A 16,083-nucleotide genomic window follows, 5' to 3' on the forward strand; every position below is an offset into this window, starting at 1 on the left:
TCCGATCCCCCGCGGAGCGGGTACCACATCGCTGCGCGATGTGCAAGCGAACTGGGGTGCTTCGCACCCCAGTTGCGCTCCCCGCTCCGCGGGGGGCGCTAGCGGCTCGCTGCGCTCACCGCGCCCGGCTCCGCCGGGCAGGGTCCTTCCGCTTCGCTCCAGGCCCCAACAGCAGGGGGGCGCCCCGCGTTGCGGGGCTCGGCAGGCTCCGGCTGTCCGGTGGCCTCCGCTGCGCTCCAGCCACCCAGTGTGCTGGGTTCACTGGGTGTGCCACGCTCCGCGTGGCACACCCACGGGCCTGACGGCCCGGCAGTAAGGGGGTGGGGGTCCTGCCTGACGTGTCATTAGGGAAGAGAGTGCCCCGGGTGCCTGGGAAGGCCGGCCCGGTGGATGAAGGTGACCTCTGCTCACGTCCTCATTGCATGCTTCACCACATGCAGAGCATCCGCCTCGGGAGGCTGGGGGTATACCGGCGCCCTGACTCTCATCCTGAACCGAGGGAGCTGATGCCTCGTCTGCTCATGATGCTCCTGGTCGGAGTCGGGGAGCGCCGTTCGGGCGTCCGAGGTCAGGGTTCTGGCCTCGGCGGCGCCGGTGGATGCGGGGCTCGGGTTGGACTTTCTTCGAGGGGGAGCTGGGTGCAACTGCGGGCTACCCTCGACCGGCTGACCATTGCTCGTCGAGGGGGTACGTGTGGCGTCAAGGAAACTTGTTTGGTCATTTATAGGTGTTTCTGTCGTTCTTGTGGCCTTCATCGGCTTTCTTGCGAAGTTTCTGTTCGATTCTTTGGATCCTCTCGAGGAGTCTTCCTCTCGCTATCTGGGTCACCTGAGCAGATCAGACGGTCGAGCCGCTTGCTCCGTCATGACCCGTACCGCCCAGGTCGAGCTGGCTGCCGTGTACCGGACGGAAGACTGCCCTGCCGCGATCGGGGAGTTGCTCGAGCCGCTTACCTCTGATCAGAGAGGCTGGCTTGAGGACACGGATACGCGCTTTCCGGTCGCCAAGGGGCGCCGGGGGTACGTCGAGCTCGGTGACAACCCGTTGGGTCTGACGCAGCTGGTCCTTGTTGACGTCGATGGCACTTGGCTGATCACCGAACTCAAGTGAGTGCTTCATTCTGGCTTAGGGATAAACTCTGGAACCAGGGAGCACTCTCGATGCCAAGTGGCGGCCTCGCTTCCTGTCGCGGACCGGTGAAACTGCGCAGTACCCATCCCTGCACAGCCAGAGTCTGAGCCAGGAAAGCCGAAGGTAGACGGTAGAGCGTCCCCCACCGGCGCAGATTCAGTGAGCCAGCGCAGCCACGGCTCGCTCGATCAACCTGGACGAGCCCAGGTCAGTTTCACTGACCGGCGACAGCAGGTTTCGTTTCCGGTCGCTCGGACGGAACCAGGAGAAGGGGGCCGGACATGTCGATCGAACACCGTGCTGACCAGCGCGAGGCCGCTCAGCGGGAGGCTGTTGATGCGGTTCTGCGTGCCCTCGAGTTGCCTGCAAGATCGCTTGTGCCTGAGCGAGGGCTCCGGACTCAGGTGATCATGGCGACCGGGTCCGGGAAGACCCGGGTGGCGGTCCGCAGTGCGGAGGAGCTCCGCGCGGGCCGTGTGCTGGTGCTCGTGCCCTCGCTGGACCTGCTCTCCCAGACCGCGGATGCTTGGCGCGAGGGGGGCCGCCGAGGCCCGATGATCGGGGTCTCCTCCCTGCGGGGTGAGGAGGTGTCCTTCCCCAACACCACGGACGTCGACGAACTGGTGGAGCGGACCCGCGGGCTGGACAAGGTCACCGTGCACGCCACGTACGCCTCCCTCGGACTCGGCACGCTGGAGCGGGCACACGCCGCCGGCCTCCCGGCATGGGACCTGATCGTGGTGGACGAGGCGCACCGGACGTCGGGGCGGCTCGGGAAGCCGTGGGCTGTCGTGCACGACAACACCCGGATCCCGGCACTGCGCCGGCTGTACATGACGGCCACGCCCCGGCTGTGGCAACTCGGGGACGAGGATGAGGCCGGGACGCCCGGTGAGCTGGTGGCGAGCATGGACGACGACGCCGACTCGCCCTTCGGCAGCAGGTGCTTCACCCTGACGCTCTCGGAGGCGATCGATCGGGGAATCTGTGCCCCTTACCAGGTCGTATGTGTGGATGTGACTGACACGCAGTTCCAGGCCGCGCAGCTCCTGGGCGCAGAAGGCCGTACGGTCGAGGTCCGCGGGGCGCGGCTCGCCGCTCTGCAGACGGCGCTGGTGAAGGCGTCGGCGCAGGAGGACTTCCGGCGTACGTTGGTGTTCCACCATGTGGTGAAGGAGGCCGAGGCGTTCGCGGCCGGCCTTCCGGAGGTCGCCGCGCGGCTGCACGACGCGGACCCGGAGCTGTACCCGAAGACGATCTGGGCCAACTGGCTGTGCGGCGAGCACAGGCCGCTCCACCGGCGCCGCGTGCTGGGTGAGTTCGCCGACGGGATCGCCACGGACGGGACCGTGGTGGACAAGGGCTACCTGGGGTCGGTGAAGGTCCTGGGTGAGGGTGTGGACACCAAGAACTGCGACTCCGTCTACTGGGCGGATGTACGCGGCTCGATGCCCGACCTCGTCCAGGCGGTCGGGCGGGCGCTGCGGATGCAGCCGGGCGAGGGCAAGACCGCGTCGCTTGTCGTGCCGATCCTGCTCGGGCCCGGCGAGACAGCCGACAACATGCTCACCTCCCGGGCATACGGCGGGCTGGCCAAGCTGCTGGAGGCGCTCAGGGCACACGACGCCAGAGTCGTAGAGGCCCTCGCGGAGCAGCAGGCCCCCAGCCACTCCCCCAAAGGCCGCGAACTTGGTGACAGGGAGGAGGAGCAGCCCGGGCAGTGGGAAGGCGTCAGCACTCCCGCCAAGGCCCTGCTGAAGTTCTCCACACCCCGCGACCCGGCCGCCCTCGCAGCGTTCATCAACCTGCGCGTCCTCAACCCCGAGCACGAGCACTGGCGGCGCGGAGTGGCAGCGGCCGTGATCTACGCCCGCGAGCACGGCGACCTGCGCGTCCCGTTCACCTACCGCGTCCCCGAAGGCGAGGAAGCCGAAGGAGTGGGGTGGCCGGCCTCGCTCGCGGGCTTCCCGCTGGGGCAGTGGACCGCCGACAACCGCCGCTCCTACGCCCGCGGCCGTCTGGATCAAGACCGCATCGCGCAGCTCGAGAAGCTGGGCATGGTCTGGTCCCACTTCGACGTCGCGTGGGAAGAGGGCCTGTCCGCCGCCCGTGGATGGGCCGCCGAACACGGCCATCTCCTGGCGCCGCTCGATGCCGCCCACCAGGGGTACAAGGTGGGTATCTGGCTGAAGAACGCGCGGGCCGCCGCCCGACGCGCCCAGGACCTCGAACAGCGCCAGACCGAAGGACTGCCGGTGGAGTCATGGTCCGGGGCGCTGTCGCCGGAACGGCGCGAGCAGCTGGAGGACATCGACCCCTCCTGGTGCCCCACCTGGCCCATCGAATGGCAACGCTCCTTCCACCTCACTCGCCTTCACCTGGAGGAAGTCGGCGGCGAGCTGCCCACCGGGCCCGGTGAGGTGATGCACCAGGGCGAGGACCTCGGGCGGTGGGTGCGCTCGGTCAGGCTCGGGTGGGACAAACTCACCACCGTGCAGCAATGGATGTGTGAGCAGGTCCTCGGAATCCAGCCCGCCAACGAAGACGAAAAGCCCAAGCCCCGCACCAGCCAGGCTGAGAAATGGGCAATGCACCTCACCGCGGCCCGGCAGTTCTACGAACGCGAAGGACACCTTCGAGTCCCCCGCAAACACATCGAAACCATCACCATCAGCGGGGACGGCGCGAAGGACCAGGAGCAGCGAGAACTCCGTCTGGGAGCGTGGGTCAGCAACCAACGCACCCGGGCCGCCACACTCACCCCGGAACGAATGGAGCAGCTGTCCGCCATCGGCATGCGATGGTCGTAGCAGTTCGCCCCAAGCGCGCCGTGTAACACGACCCCCAGGAGCGAGGACTGCGGACGCAGAGATCGCGGCGAACGGATCCAGCAAGAGCCTCGTCGCCACGCGCAGTGGGGCTGAGCCACGCGGACCGCGTGCAACGTCCTCATGCCCTCGCCGGACCTACTTGGCCCAAACCGAGGGCGCAGCGATCGAGGTCCTCGCTACGGAAGAGGAACGTGTCGTTCGCCAGACATGAACGAGTTCTTCGAGTGGGTGCGGCCGCTCGAGAAGGTGACCGTGTCCGCTGCGTACGCCTCTGCGGGCTCGGCACGGGCCGCTGGCCGTTCAGGACAGCGCGCCGGCCCGTCCTGGTACGGATGAGTCGAGCGACTCGAGAGGGCGCAGGAACGCCCGGCCGGACCTGGCAGACTGTGCGCCGCCTGAGGGGAGATCGTTGTGCCGGGAGAGCTGACCGTTCGCCGCATACTCGGGGACCAACCGTTCGCCGAGATGGGTCGGCCGCAGTGGGTGGTGACCGCCACGCGTCACGGCTGCGTCATCACGGCCGGCGACCTCGGCCACGTCCCATGGCACGGCACGGGACGCTGGCTCGGCCACCGGATCGGCGTGTACGAAGCCGGCACCCTCCGGCCGCGCCACGTTGTCGCCTCCCGCTACTCCGTATGTGCCATCGCGCCTCACCCGGAGCTGCCGATCGTCGCCGTGGGCACCGGCCGCTACGACGGTTCGTGGGACTTCGAGGGACAGCTGCTTGTGCTGCACCTCGAGACCGGGCTCGTGACGGACCTGCTGAGCAAGAGCCGCCAAGTGCGGCACCTGCGCTGGCTGGAGGACGGCAGGCTCGCGATGCTGCTCTCCCCCGAGGACAAGGATGGCGGTTTCCGCACAGGCTTCGAGCTGGCCGTCGCGGCGGACGACTGGCTGTCCGCTCCGGCCGGCCTGGTCGACCCCGACCACGTTCGCCATCCGATGGTCGAAAGCGGGCTCCTCTACGACCCCCATGTGGAGGACGCCCTCGCCCGACTGACAGAGGGCCGGTGGCGGAGGCGGGCGGAAGTACGGGACCTCACGGTGCTGGCCGACGGCAGGGTGCTGGCTACCGGCCCGCACACGGACCTCGAATGCTGGGATGCGTCCGGCGCGCCGAGCTGGGCTCTACCAGCCAGCGGGGAGGGAAGCGTCCAGGTCGAGGCAGCCCCTGACGACAAGTCGGCGTGGGTGACGTACCGGGGCTTTTGCCGCGACGACGGGACGGGACGGCTGGTCGACCGGGCGACCACAGTACGGCGGATATCGACGGCGGACGGCGGTGTCGTGGACTGCGTGGACATGCCATCGGCACCCGCATGGAGCGCCACGAGCGAGGGCTGGCTGGCCCTGCGCCCACTGGGGCGCGACGCAGAGGCCGCGCTGCTGCTCGACCCCGCACACCAAGAGGCGGCACACGTCGGGCTTGCGCCCCGCCGCTCCAACTCCCCGGCGCTGCGCGTCAGACATAGCACCCGCCTGCTGTACGTGGACGGTCCCGGCCCGCACGGCGACGCTCCGTGGATCCACGCGATCGAGCCGCCAGGCGCCCACGGTCCCGCCACCGTAAGCGCCCTCTTCCCCCTGCACTGGGACCCGGCGTCCGCACTCCAGCCCTGGTTCGGCCCCGCCGTCGAGCTGGGAGACACCCTCGTCCAAGCAGGCCGGTCGTACGAGCGGGGCCCCACCCACGCACAAGCCCGCACGGGCACCTACGTCGTGAACCGTCGGCTCCCGGACGGAGCGGCACGCTGGGTATATGAGACCGACCAGCCGCTCGCCGGTCTCGACGGCGACGAGCGCGAGGTGTACGCCGTCTACCTCACCGGCGAGGTAGAGACCCTCGACACGGCGACGGGCGAGGTACGGGACCGGCACACCCTCCGCGCACACGGCCACCCAGTCACGCCGGTATCCGTCGCCTTCCGGGCAGACCAACAGCGACTGGTCATAGGGACAATGGACGGAAGGATCCTGGACTGCACCGTCCCGGAATGACCAGGCCATCACCCACAACCACCCGCCGAGCAACGGGATATTCACCGTGGGGCCGGTGAGGCGCTCTTGCACACTGCTGAGGTGCTCGGCCAGTCCGACGCTGATGCCCTCCGGGCCGCGGACGTAGCAGAGCGGACAGCTGTCCTCGAACCGGGCGACCTCGCCGAGGAGCTCGGCACCATCAAGGTGCCGCCCCGCCGCCACAGGGTCGAGAGGACGATCGGCTGGCTGATGAAGGCACGCCGCAACGCCCCGTGACTACAAACGCCTCCCGGTGCCACAGCCAGCCCGCGGCGCCGGGACCTCAGCGGCGCTGGCAGCGGGCTCGCCCTCGGTATGCGCCCCGCCTTGCAGGCCTTCAACGCCACCGCGCCCCCGGGCAGGTCCCCCGGCCCGAAAAGCAGCGGCCAGGCCGGCGACGATGTGCCCGTGCGCGAGGTGACAGCCCAGCAGCGCCACCTCAAGCAACCCGGGTGCCCTCGACCACGCCGTGGGCCCTGACCCTTGCGGAGCAGCTGGAGTGGCCATACCGCCGAGGTGACTCGACGGGGTCAGGGGGCCGCGGCGGCCGGCGCGGGACGAGTCGCCGTACCGGGCCAGGCAGTGGCCGTGGCGGCAGAAATGCGTCGTCCGGCCATACGGCATCCCAGGCAGTCGGGGTGCCCCCGCCGCGCCGCCAGGTCCCTCACCCGCCAGGACCACTCGCCCGCCGGACGAGGCCCCGTCGGCTTCCCCCACCCCGCCAGGTGCAGCAACCAGGTCACGAGACCCGCGAAAGCGCCGATCCCCGCGCCCAGCACGGCGAGCGGCAGGGAGACCACGACGACGGCGAGCGCCAGGACGCCCAAGCCGACGCAAGCGATCGCCGTTCCCGTCCAGCCCGCCACGGTATGACCAAGATCCACATCGCCGTGCGCGCTCATGACGTCCTTTCCGGAAGCTGGGGATACGCTGGCCCAGGAGAAGCTTTATCTCACGAGCTAAGCTACTTAGACACTAAGGGAAGTTTGCGTTGGATGGCAAGGAGCGCCCCCGTTCCACCCCTGAGCAGGCACACGCCCAGATGGATCACCTCATCGCGCTGGGCATCGTCGCCCAGCACGACATGGCGCAGCGACTGGGCCTGAACGTCACGGACCTCACCTGCATGGGCTTCATCCTGGAAGCCGAGGGAGCACAGCAGCCGCTCACCGCAGGCGACCTCGCACAGCGGGCGAACCTGACCACAGGAGCCATCACCGGAGTCATCAACCGACTCGAACGCGCCGGATACGCCCGGCGCCGCAACGACCCGAACGACCGCAGACGCGTCCACGTCGTCGCCGACGCCACCGCCGCGGAACGGTTGTACGAGGCCTACGGAACCAACTACCGCCGCATCGCAGAACTCTTCGCCGACTACACCCCACAAGAAATCGCCGTACTCAACGACTGGCTCACCCGCGCCACCACCATCCTCACCACCTCCCTCGAAGAAACACGCACCACCCGAAACAACTAGCGTCTTACGGGCCCAAGCCGATGGCCCAGCGGCCGTCGCCCGCGACGCCCCCGCCGGGCCGTCGACGACTCCCCGGCCCCACCGACGCACCGGCCGGCTCCGTCCAGTGGGCGACCCGCACTGCCTGCTGCCGCTGGCCCTGGTCGACCGGCCGCGCCACAAGGGCGCTGGAGAAGCGGGCGATCGCTGCCGCGCCGGCCGACAACGCCGTTGCCCAGGCACAAGAGCGTCGCCGACGACACGCGCCCGCCGCGCTGTTCCCGACGATCGCCGGCGGCCGCCACCCGGACGTCGGCGGCGACATGCTTGCCGTCGCCCTGCGGCGACGCGAGGGAGTCCGATATCCCGCTGCGCTGACAGCGCTCGGAGGTCCGGACGAAGTTGGGACGGGAGTCCGGTCCGTTCGACCGAAGGTGGCGCCGAGCCATAGCGGCCCGAGGCTGCCACCAGGGAAGATTCCCGCCATGAGCACCGACCAGCATCCCGCCCCGCCTCGTTCAGCGCATTCGACACCCCTGGTGTTCGGTGCCGGAGCGGCCATCGGCACCCTCGGCGGGATGATCGGTCTGGGCGGCGCCGAGTTCCGCCTGCCGCTGCTGATCAGCCTCTTCGGATTCGCCGCGCTCTCAGCAGTCGTCCTGAACAAGGCGATGAGCCTGGTCGTCGTCCTGGTCGCGCTCCCCGCCCGCACCGCGGCCGTCCCGGCATCCCAACTCGCCGCGCACTGGCCCGTCGCGGCCAACCTGCTGGCCGGGAGTCTGCTGGGCGCGTGGGCCGGCGCATCGTGGGCAGTGCGGATGCGCAGCTCCACCCTCTACAAGGTGCTGGCCGCGCTGATGGTCCTCATGGCCTCGGCCCTGGTCATCACCCACACCACCACCCTGGGCAACCTCGCACTCCCCCTCGTGGCGCAGGTGCCGCTCGGCGTCGTCGCGGGCTTCGGCATCGGGGCGGTCGCGGCCATCATGGGCGTGGCCGGCGGCGAGCTGCTGATCCCGACGATCGTCCTGCTGTTCGGCCTGGACATCAAGACGGCCGGGAGCATGTCCCTGCTGGTATCGCTGCCCACCATGCTGGTCGCCTTCGCCCGCTACAGCCGTGACGGCAGCTTCGCCGTCCTCGGCGCCAACCGACGGTTCACACTGGTCATGATCGCCGGCTCGATCACCGGAGCCGTACTGGGCGGACTCCTGCTCGGAGTGTTCCCGGACCTGGTCCTCATCCCCGCCCTTGCCGTGATCCTGCTCGTCTCCGCGGTCAAGCTCGCCCGTCATGAGGGCGCTCGGCGGGGATCACGTGTGGTCGTACCGCGATGAGACGTGGCGGCAAAGAGCAAGCCGGGGGAGAGATCGCCCGGCTCGCAAGCCCTCCCGACCGCCCTGGGACACACAGCGTCCGATACTTTCCGTCACGGCACGGATGAGAGCCTGCGCTTCACCCCGAACTGAACAGCGCCCTCTTGGCCGCCGCTCGCTTCGAACACGGCCAGGCCCCGTCGCCCGACGATGGATACGCGAGACCGGGCTCCTTACAGCTCCACCTCGATCTCCTCGACGTCCGTGAACTCCACGAGCAGGTCGCGGGCGCGGCGGTCGTTGTCGCGGAAGTACATCTGGCCCAGGCCCTGGGCCGCGATGTCGAGGAGTTGCTGTTCGGTGGCGCCGGCGTCGCGGGCGGCGAACAGGCGCTCGGCCCACTGCGGTGGCAGCGCCTGGGTGATGTGCCGGACCCGGGCGTCATCGGTGGAGCCCGGCGCCGCGGTGTACCCGAAGCGCGCCCGGGTGGCGACGACAATGCCGTCGGTGGTCGCCGCCTTCTTCTTCGCCCTGGCCCTGATCTGGGGCTGCCAGCGCTTCCTGACCTCTCGCTCCATACGCGCTGCGAGGTCTCTGCGGGGCCGCTTGAGCTCGCCCTTGACGTAACGTTCCACGGTCCGCTGGGACACCCCCAGCGCCCGGGCGGTGGCCTTGGTGCCCTTGAGCTGCTTGACCAGGTACTTCATCTGCGCCTGCGCGGACTTGGGGATCGGGCGGGTGAACGCCTTCTCCACCGCGCGGTCGAGGCTGTCCCCGAGCTGGTCGGCCATCGACTACTCCCCGTCGTCGGCGGGCCTGCCGCCGTCCTTGATGATGCGGGCGATGTTCACCAGGCCGTGCTTCTCGTACTGCTCTTCCGCCCACAGCGTGGTCTGCGTGCCCTCATGCTTCACCATCCCAGGGCTCACACCCAGCCGGAAACCACCCGGCACCGGCTTGCCGTCCGGGGTGCGCGGCAGGAAGTCCATCGGGCTGGGCCCGTCGGAGGGGTAGACCACGCAGTCCGTGCCGATCGCCACGGGGTAGATGTCGGCGGCGGCCGCTACCCTCATCATCTTGCGGTGCATGTTGACCCTCGTCGCCGACAGGACGGCGGCCCTGATGTCGGGGCGCCACTCCTTGCGTTCCAAGGCCGGCCACGGCTCGAACAGCGGCGTGGTCCTAGGGCGTTCGCGCAGCTTCCCGATGCCGCCCTTCGCGGTCGCCTTGATCGCTTTCAGTACGAGCGCCATCTCGGAGTCCACCTGCTTGTGCCGCGCCATCGCCTCCAGGAACGCCTGCTCCTCCATCCCGGACACGACACCGAGGTCGGCCATCGTCGCCATGTAGGCGTCGCGCAGGCGCTGGTACCAGGCGTCCAGGTAGCCGCCGTGCTCGTAACGCACGTACGCCTCGATCGGCTGCACCTGGTAGCCGAGTTCCACCGCGTACGCGACGGTGGGCGTGGCGTACCAGGCCGGGCCCTCAGGGCGCTCACCCCTCGCCGTGAACGGGCTGGGCAGCCTCTCGTCCAGCTCGATGTGGGAAAGGTCCACCAGCCAGGAGCCGGGGAGTTTCGGGTCGAAGGCGGGGTGGGTGAGGTGGGTCGGGCCGCCCAGGCCCACGGTGAGCCGGTTCGCGGCCGCGGCGAACGCCATGTTGACGTCGATGCCGACGACGAACGGCTTCATGCACTCCGCGTCCGTCAGTGGACGGCACCAGTCGAAGGACTCCTCCATCAGCATCTCGGCCGGAGTCCGCTGGTGGTGGCGCGCGTATCTGCCCTTGAGCACGGGGTGCCCGTCGGGCACCTCGCACTCCACCGGCTCGTACACCGCCGTCAGCGCGCCCGGCGCCGGAGCGCCGCGCCACTCCCCCGTCCTGTCGTCCCTCACGGCCATCGTCGGCGGGTGCAGTGCCACCATCAGCTCCAGGCCGGTGACGGCCGTCGTGCCGCGCGGCGTCATCACGCGCGACGCGTACGCACCCAGGAACCGGGCCAGGTCGGCCGCGCCCATCGTGGGCAGGATCGGGTGGTCCTTGTCGTCCCACTCGCGGACGTCCAGCGCGTTCCAGGCCGGGATGCACAGCTGGACGCAGTTGCGCTTCGACCCTTCGGCCGGACGGAAGATCCGTGCCCACGGCCCGAACCCGCGCTGAGTGAGCTGCCATTCGGCCCGCTCCAGCTGCTTCAGGACCTTGTGCCCTGCCGGGAGCCGGCCGGCGCGCCGCTCCTCCTCCGACAGGGCCGCGGGCAGGCCGTAGCGCTCCAGAGCCGACGGCATCAGGACCAGGATCGGGTCGGCGTCCTTACCGTTGCGGTGCAGCCGCGGCTGTCCCAGGCGCGCCTCCGCGAGCGTCCACTCCACCAGTGCCGGGATGCTCTTGGCGGGCACGTCCAGGATCAGGCCGCCGACGCAGTACGCCGACACCAGCCCGTCCTCGCCACAGTCGATCACCGCGAGCGGCCCGTTCTCGAAGCGCGGGTCCTCTGTGGCGGCTGCGGGGGGCTTCGCCACGGCCCTCGCCCTCTTCGCATCCGGGCGCCGCGTTGCAGGTGTGGGTGCGATGGGGGCGCTCGCCTCTGGGCGGGGCGGTGGCGCGGTTGCGGGTGCCGGGGCCGGGGCCGGTTGCGGTTCCGGGGCAGCAGGGACGGTGGGCGTGTCCGGTACGGGAAAGCGCGCGGCGAGGCCCTCCAGGAGGCGGGCGTAGGCGGCTCGCTTCGGCGGGCGCGGCTCGGTCGCCCCTGTCTCCCAGTTCCCGATCGTCTCGCGCCGGCTGTTCAGCGCCTTCGCGACCTGCTCCTGGCTCAGTCCGGCCGCTTCCCGCAGACGCTTGCGCTCGTCGGGTGACGGAAGGTCATCCTGGGCGACCTGTTCCAGTAGCGCATCGATAGCACTGAACAGCTCGTTCTCCGTGGGCACAGAGCTCACCTCCGTGCCACACCCTACCCCGATCGCATGTCCAGACTCGCTCTGGATTTCGCGTGGATTTCTCATTGGCCTGCTGGCGGTCGGGGAGGCGCCCAAGACTGCGCAAGGGGATGCTGTTGAGGTGAGTTCGGGAGGCACTGGTGAACTGGACACTTGGCGAGGAGTTCGAGACGCCCGGCGGGATGCTGCGGTGGATGGTCCTTGGTAGCGGGGAGCCGGTCGTGCTGGTGCACGGCACCCCGTATTCCTCCTTTCTGTGGCGGGACATCGCTCCGGCGCTCGCCCGTACCCGCACGGTCTACGTCTTCGACCACCTCGGCTTCGGCCAGTCGGACCAGCGTGAGGGCCAGGACCTCGGCCTGACGGCTCACGCGAGAAACCTCGCCCGGCTCCTCGACCGTTGGGAGCTGTCCAGCCCCAGCGTCATCGCCCATGACATCGGCGGGGCCGTGGCCCTCCGAACGCTGCTGCTGGAGAAGCGGAACTACCGGGATCTCACTCTCTTCGACGCGGTGAGCGGCGGCGAGTGGGAGCGAGGGCTCTTCCGGCTCTTCCTTGAGCATTCTGAGGTCTTCCGGCAGCTTCCGGGCTACGCGCACGAAGCGCTGGTCGCCAGCCATATGCGGCATGCGACGTACACCGGCTTCCGGCCCGGTGTCCTCGACGCGTATCTCGCACCGTGGCGGGGGGCCGAGGGGCACGCCGCTTTCTACCGTCAGTACAGCCAGATCAGACAGGCCGACACCGCGGCGTACGAGGACCTGCTGGGCGGGATCTCTCTGCCTGTACGCCTCATCTGGGGCCGTGAGGACCGCATCCTTCCCCCGGAGTACGCGGAGTGGTTGCACTCGCGTATCCCTCACGCCGAGCTGCACTGGATCGAAGGCGCGGGTCACCTCCTCCAGGAGGACGCGCCGGGGCAGCTGACGGACCATCTCGCCGCCGGGTTCCCTGCGGACAGGTGAGGGGGACGGCGGGGGGAGCGGACCGGCCACCACCCCTCGTCCTTCGGCCGCTAGAGAAACACTCCAGACCGCCTCAACGATCGCCGTGGACGCGCGCGCGAACTCGCACCCCGACTCGGCCTCTCCGGGTGGGTGATGAGCACGACGCGTACCGGAGCGAGAAGTTCCCTACCCGCTTCGGCCAGGGGAAAGCGCCGTTTTTTCGTCGCTTCACGGCCACGGTGTCATTTCACGGGGCCCCCACGCGGTGGGGGTTGCTTCACCGGTCGGCCTCAATTGCTTCTGTTGCATCCCCTGAGACGCACATGCAACTCTGACCAAGGTTTGACTTCGGCATTGCTTTGTTTTTGAGAACTTTTGTCGGTTCCGGGGATCCGCATCAGCGGCATGGAGTCACCCCCGCTAGGGGCACGCACGAATTCGAGCGGGCATGTCCAGCGGCGCGGTACGGGGAGCAGTGCCGGCCAGCACCATTTCCGCTGGTCCGGCACAGCAGACGGGGAGGCAGGACCAGTCGTGCTGATCGAACGAGGCGAGCAACTCGCCCAACTCCGGCGGAATTTGCACTCCTGTGAGAAACACAGGATGGGGCATGTGGCCCTGGTGACGGGCCCCGTGGGCATGGGCAAGACACAGCTGCTGGAGACCTTCGGCAAGTGGGCGGCCGCCACCGGCGCGCGGGTGCTGACGGCCGCCGGGTCCCGTGCGGAACAGGGCCTGCCCTTCGGGGTGCTCGGGCAGCTTCTGCACGGCGCCCGGCTGGCGGGATGCGACACCGCACGGGTCGAGAAGCTGATGGCCGAGGCCGCCGGCGCCATCCCCACGGCCGAGGCCAGATGGGCGGCAGCGGACGAGCTGCCGGCTGAAGGGCCCATGTGGCCACCGCTGTTGCGCGACGTCTTCGCGACGCTTCTCGACCTGGTCGACCGGGGTCCGCTCGTACTCGTGGTGGACGACCTCCAGCACGCGGACGCGACGTCGCTGCACTGCCTGCTGTATGTGACCCGGCGGCTGCACCACGCCCCCATCATGGTGCTGCTGTCCGAGACGTCGACATTGCGCCCGGCGAACTCCCTTTTCCATGCGGAGCTGCGCAGCCGCCCGCGGCTGTCCCACCTCACGCTGCCCCCGCTGACCGTGGACTCCGTCGCGCAGCTGCTGCAGGAGCGCGGCGGAGAGTCCGGGGGCGGCACGGGGAGCAGCGAGGTGCTGCAGGAGGCGCAGCGGCTGCTGCACATGACCGGCGGCAATCCGCTGCTCGTCCAGGCGCTGGTGGGCGAGCCCAGCCGGCGCGAGGAGGAAGGCGGGCCCGCCCCTGCAGCGCGCGTCGGGGACGCGTTCGGCCGGGCCGTGCTCCACAGTCTCTACCGCCACGAGCCGGAGGCCAGGAAGGTCGCCCGGGCGCTGGCGGTGCTCGACCGGCCGGTGTCGCAGGAGCTCCTCGGCCAGCTCCTCGACCTGCTGCCCGCCTCCGTCGCGTCGGCGTTGCGGGTCCTGCACAGCTCGGGGCTCGTCGACGCCGACCGGCTGCGGCACCCACGCATCCTGCACTCCGTGCTGTCCGACACGCCGGCCGAGATACGTCAGTGGCTGCACGAGCGGGCCGCGAAGACGCTGCACGAGTACGGCGCCGAGCCGAGCGTGGTCGCCGGGCACCTGATCGCCTCCGGGTTCAGGGGGGACGACTGGGTGGCGCCCGTGCTCCAGGATGCCGCCGAGCACGCGCTGTCCGCGGGCCGGCCCGACCTGACGGTGGCCTACCTGCGGCTGGGCTGCGAGGCCGGCACCGACGAGGAGCGGCGCAAGGCGCTCACGAGCATGCTGGTCAGCGCACGCTGGCAGGTCAATCCGCTGGCGGCCAACGGTGACCTCGACAAGCTGGTGCGGTCGGCGAAGACCGACGGGTACCCGGTCTCGGCGGCCGTTGCCGCGGTTCCGTACCTGCTGTGGCAGGGGCGGGCGGAGGAGGCCGCCGAAGCGGTCGCCGCGGTTCCCGAGGCGAAGGCCGCCGAGACGGCGGGTCCCGAGGATGGACGGCTGCAGGCGATGCGGCTCCTGGTCTCGCTCTCTCACCCGGACTTCCTGGTGTCGGTGCGGCAGTCGCAGGGCCTCTGGAGCAAGGCGGCCACCGCACCCCATTCGGTCAGTCCGCTCGTGCAGGCCGTCTCCGTGCTGGGCAGCGCTCTGCTCCCGACGGACGAGGTGGACAGTACGGCCGCGGCCGAGCAGTTCCTGCAGCGGCATCATCTCGACCGGGGCAACCGGGGCCTGCTCGTCGCTCCCCTGTTGGCGCTGCTGTACGGGGGGCGCGCGGACCGGGTCGTGGCGTGGAGCGGCATCCTGCTCGGCCGGCCCGAGGCTCGCCATACCCCTGTGTGGCGGGGCGTCGTGCGGTCGATCCGCGCGGAGGCGGCGCTGCGCCTGGGCGATCTGGCCGAGGCGGAGCAGGGTGCCCGTGCCGCCCTGGAGGACCTGCCCGCGCCCGCGTGGGGAATTGCCGTCGGCGGGCCGTTGGGCACGCTGATCTCCTGTGCGACGGAGGCCGGCAGGCATGCCGAGGCCGACCGCTGGCTCGCCGAGCCCGTACCGACGGGGATGTTCCGCACCCCGGTGGGCGCTCATTACCTGATCGCCCGGGGCTCCCATCATCTGGGCATGGGGCGGCATCAGGCCGCCTCCTCGGACTTCCAGCGCTGCGGTGCCATGATGCGCGGCTGGAACCTGGAGGCCGCCGGGCTCGTGCCCTGGCGACTGGAGCTGGCGCGCGTACAGATCGCGCTCGGCAACCGTACCCACGCCGCGCAGCTCCTGCGGGAGCAGTTGCACGTTCCGCACGGCCTCGACGAGCGGACCCGGGGCAGGGCGCTGCACCTGCTCGCCTCCACCGCCGCGCCCGACCATCGGCGCAAGCTGCTCTCCAAGGCGGTGGAGCTGTTCCAGTCCTGCGGTGACCGGCGTGGGCTCGCCCGGGCACTGGCCGACACCGACCAGGTGCGGCGGCAGTCCGGGGAACCGGGACGCACGCGGCATTTTCTGTTCCGTGCCGACGACGCGGCCCAGGGTTCGGACTCCGCTCCCTGGGTGCGCCAGGCACCGGAGTGGCAGGAGCAGCAGGGCAAGCCGCCGGCCGCGGAGGACGCTGACAGGGACGACGTACTGAGCGAGGCCGAACTGCGGGTGGCGGTTCTGGCCGCGCGGGGGCAGACCAACCGGCAGATCTCCGACGCGCTCTTCATCACCGTGAGCACCGTGGAGCAGCATCTGACCCGGACGTACCGCAAGCTGAACGTTCGTCAGCGCACCGACCTGCCGAGCTGGCTGCTGGCGATGGACGACCACCAGCCGAGGAAGGTGCAGGACAAGGTGAGCTGATCGGCTGTCGGCATCGACGACGTGGCCCGGACCGGTTGACACCGGTCCGGGCCA

10 protein-coding genes and 1 pseudogene are annotated in these 16,083 nt (G+C 69.9%); 7 read left to right on the forward strand and 4 right to left on the reverse strand.

All coding sequences use genetic code 11. The features are described from left to right. The first annotated feature begins 744 nt into the window (after positions 1-744). The 3 genes from ACFY8U_RS35400 (at position 745) to ACFY8U_RS35410 (ending at position 5,963) form a co-directional block, all read left to right on the forward strand. Entirely contained in the window at positions 745-1,110 is a 366-nt protein-coding gene (locus ACFY8U_RS35400) for a hypothetical protein (RefSeq protein WP_389576229.1), read from the forward strand. Between the two features lie 302 nt (positions 1,111-1,412). Continuing rightward, positions 1,413-3,941: a Helicase associated domain protein gene (locus ACFY8U_RS35405; protein ID WP_389576230.1), complete on the forward strand. Its 2,529-nt coding sequence runs from the start codon at positions 1,413-1,415 to the stop codon at positions 3,939-3,941. A gap of 486 nt (positions 3,942-4,427) precedes the next feature. Next, positions 4,428-5,963 (forward strand): hypothetical protein, encoded by a 1,536-nt coding sequence (locus tag ACFY8U_RS35410; RefSeq protein ID WP_389576231.1) that lies wholly within the window; start codon positions 4,428-4,430, stop codon positions 5,961-5,963. Between the two features lie 78 nt (positions 5,964-6,041). Here ACFY8U_RS35410 and ACFY8U_RS35415 read toward each other — a convergent pair. Together ACFY8U_RS35415 and ACFY8U_RS35420 are read right to left on the reverse strand one after the other, a co-directional pair. Then, a pseudogene (locus ACFY8U_RS35415) lies at positions 6,042-6,143 on the reverse strand (VOC family protein); the annotation flags it as partial. Positions 6,144-6,514: 371 nt separating this feature from the next. Continuing rightward, positions 6,515-6,886, reverse strand: coding sequence for an HGxxPAAW family protein (locus ACFY8U_RS35420; protein ID WP_389576232.1), 372 nt, complete (start codon positions 6,884-6,886; stop codon positions 6,515-6,517). 89 nt (positions 6,887-6,975) lie between these two features. Here ACFY8U_RS35420 and ACFY8U_RS35425 point away from each other — a divergent pair, with 89 nt between their 5' ends. Together ACFY8U_RS35425 and ACFY8U_RS35430 are read left to right on the forward strand one after the other, a co-directional pair. Beyond that, positions 6,976-7,464: a MarR family winged helix-turn-helix transcriptional regulator gene (locus tag ACFY8U_RS35425; RefSeq protein ID WP_389576233.1), complete on the forward strand. Its 489-nt coding sequence runs from the start codon at positions 6,976-6,978 to the stop codon at positions 7,462-7,464. 464 nt (positions 7,465-7,928) lie between these two features. Further along, entirely contained in the window at positions 7,929-8,780 is an 852-nt protein-coding gene (locus ACFY8U_RS35430) for a sulfite exporter TauE/SafE family protein (RefSeq protein WP_389576234.1), read from the forward strand. A 212-nt stretch (positions 8,781-8,992) separates the two neighbouring features. Here the strand turns inward: ACFY8U_RS35430 and tpg are convergent, their stop codons facing one another. Next, positions 8,993-9,550 carry a telomere-protecting terminal protein Tpg gene (gene tpg / locus ACFY8U_RS35435; RefSeq protein WP_389576235.1) on the reverse strand — a complete coding sequence of 186 codons (558 nt, stop codon included), beginning with the start codon at positions 9,548-9,550 and terminating at the stop codon, positions 8,993-8,995. A 3-nt stretch (positions 9,551-9,553) separates the two neighbouring features. Beyond that, positions 9,554-11,683, reverse strand: coding sequence for a telomere-associated protein Tap (gene tap / locus ACFY8U_RS35440; protein ID WP_389576236.1), 2,130 nt, complete (start codon positions 11,681-11,683; stop codon positions 9,554-9,556). 149 nt (positions 11,684-11,832) lie between these two features. Between tap and ACFY8U_RS35445 the strand changes: the two genes are divergently transcribed. After that, positions 11,833-12,657 (forward strand): alpha/beta fold hydrolase, encoded by an 825-nt coding sequence (locus ACFY8U_RS35445; protein WP_389576237.1) that lies wholly within the window; start codon positions 11,833-11,835, stop codon positions 12,655-12,657. Positions 12,658-13,044: 387 nt separating this feature from the next. Further along, on the forward strand, positions 13,045-16,029 hold the full coding sequence (locus ACFY8U_RS35450) for an AAA family ATPase (RefSeq protein ID WP_389576238.1): 2,985 nt from the start codon (positions 13,045-13,047) through the stop codon (positions 16,027-16,029). Positions 16,030-16,083 lie beyond the last annotated feature (54 nt).

The organism is Streptomyces sp. NPDC012508 (assembly GCF_042902595.1).
GTDB lineage: Bacteria > Actinomycetota > Actinomycetes > Streptomycetales > Streptomycetaceae > Streptomyces.

Coding starts and splice junctions, on each gene's coding strand:
- ACFY8U_RS35405 (WP_389576230.1), top strand. CDS start 1,413: ATGTCGATCGAACACCGTGCTGACCAGCGCGAGGCCGCTCAGCGGGAG.
- ACFY8U_RS35410 (WP_389576231.1), top strand. CDS start 4,428: ATGGGTCGGCCGCAGTGGGTGGTGACCGCCACGCGTCACGGCTGCGTC.
- ACFY8U_RS35420 (WP_389576232.1), bottom strand. CDS start 6,886: ATGAGCGCGCACGGCGATGTGGATCTTGGTCATACCGTGGCGGGCTGG.
- ACFY8U_RS35430 (WP_389576234.1), top strand. CDS start 7,929: ATGAGCACCGACCAGCATCCCGCCCCGCCTCGTTCAGCGCATTCGACA.
- tpg (WP_389576235.1), bottom strand. CDS start 9,550: ATGGCCGACCAGCTCGGGGACAGCCTCGACCGCGCGGTGGAGAAGGCG.
- ACFY8U_RS35450 (WP_389576238.1), top strand. CDS start 13,045: ATGGAGTCACCCCCGCTAGGGGCACGCACGAATTCGAGCGGGCATGTC.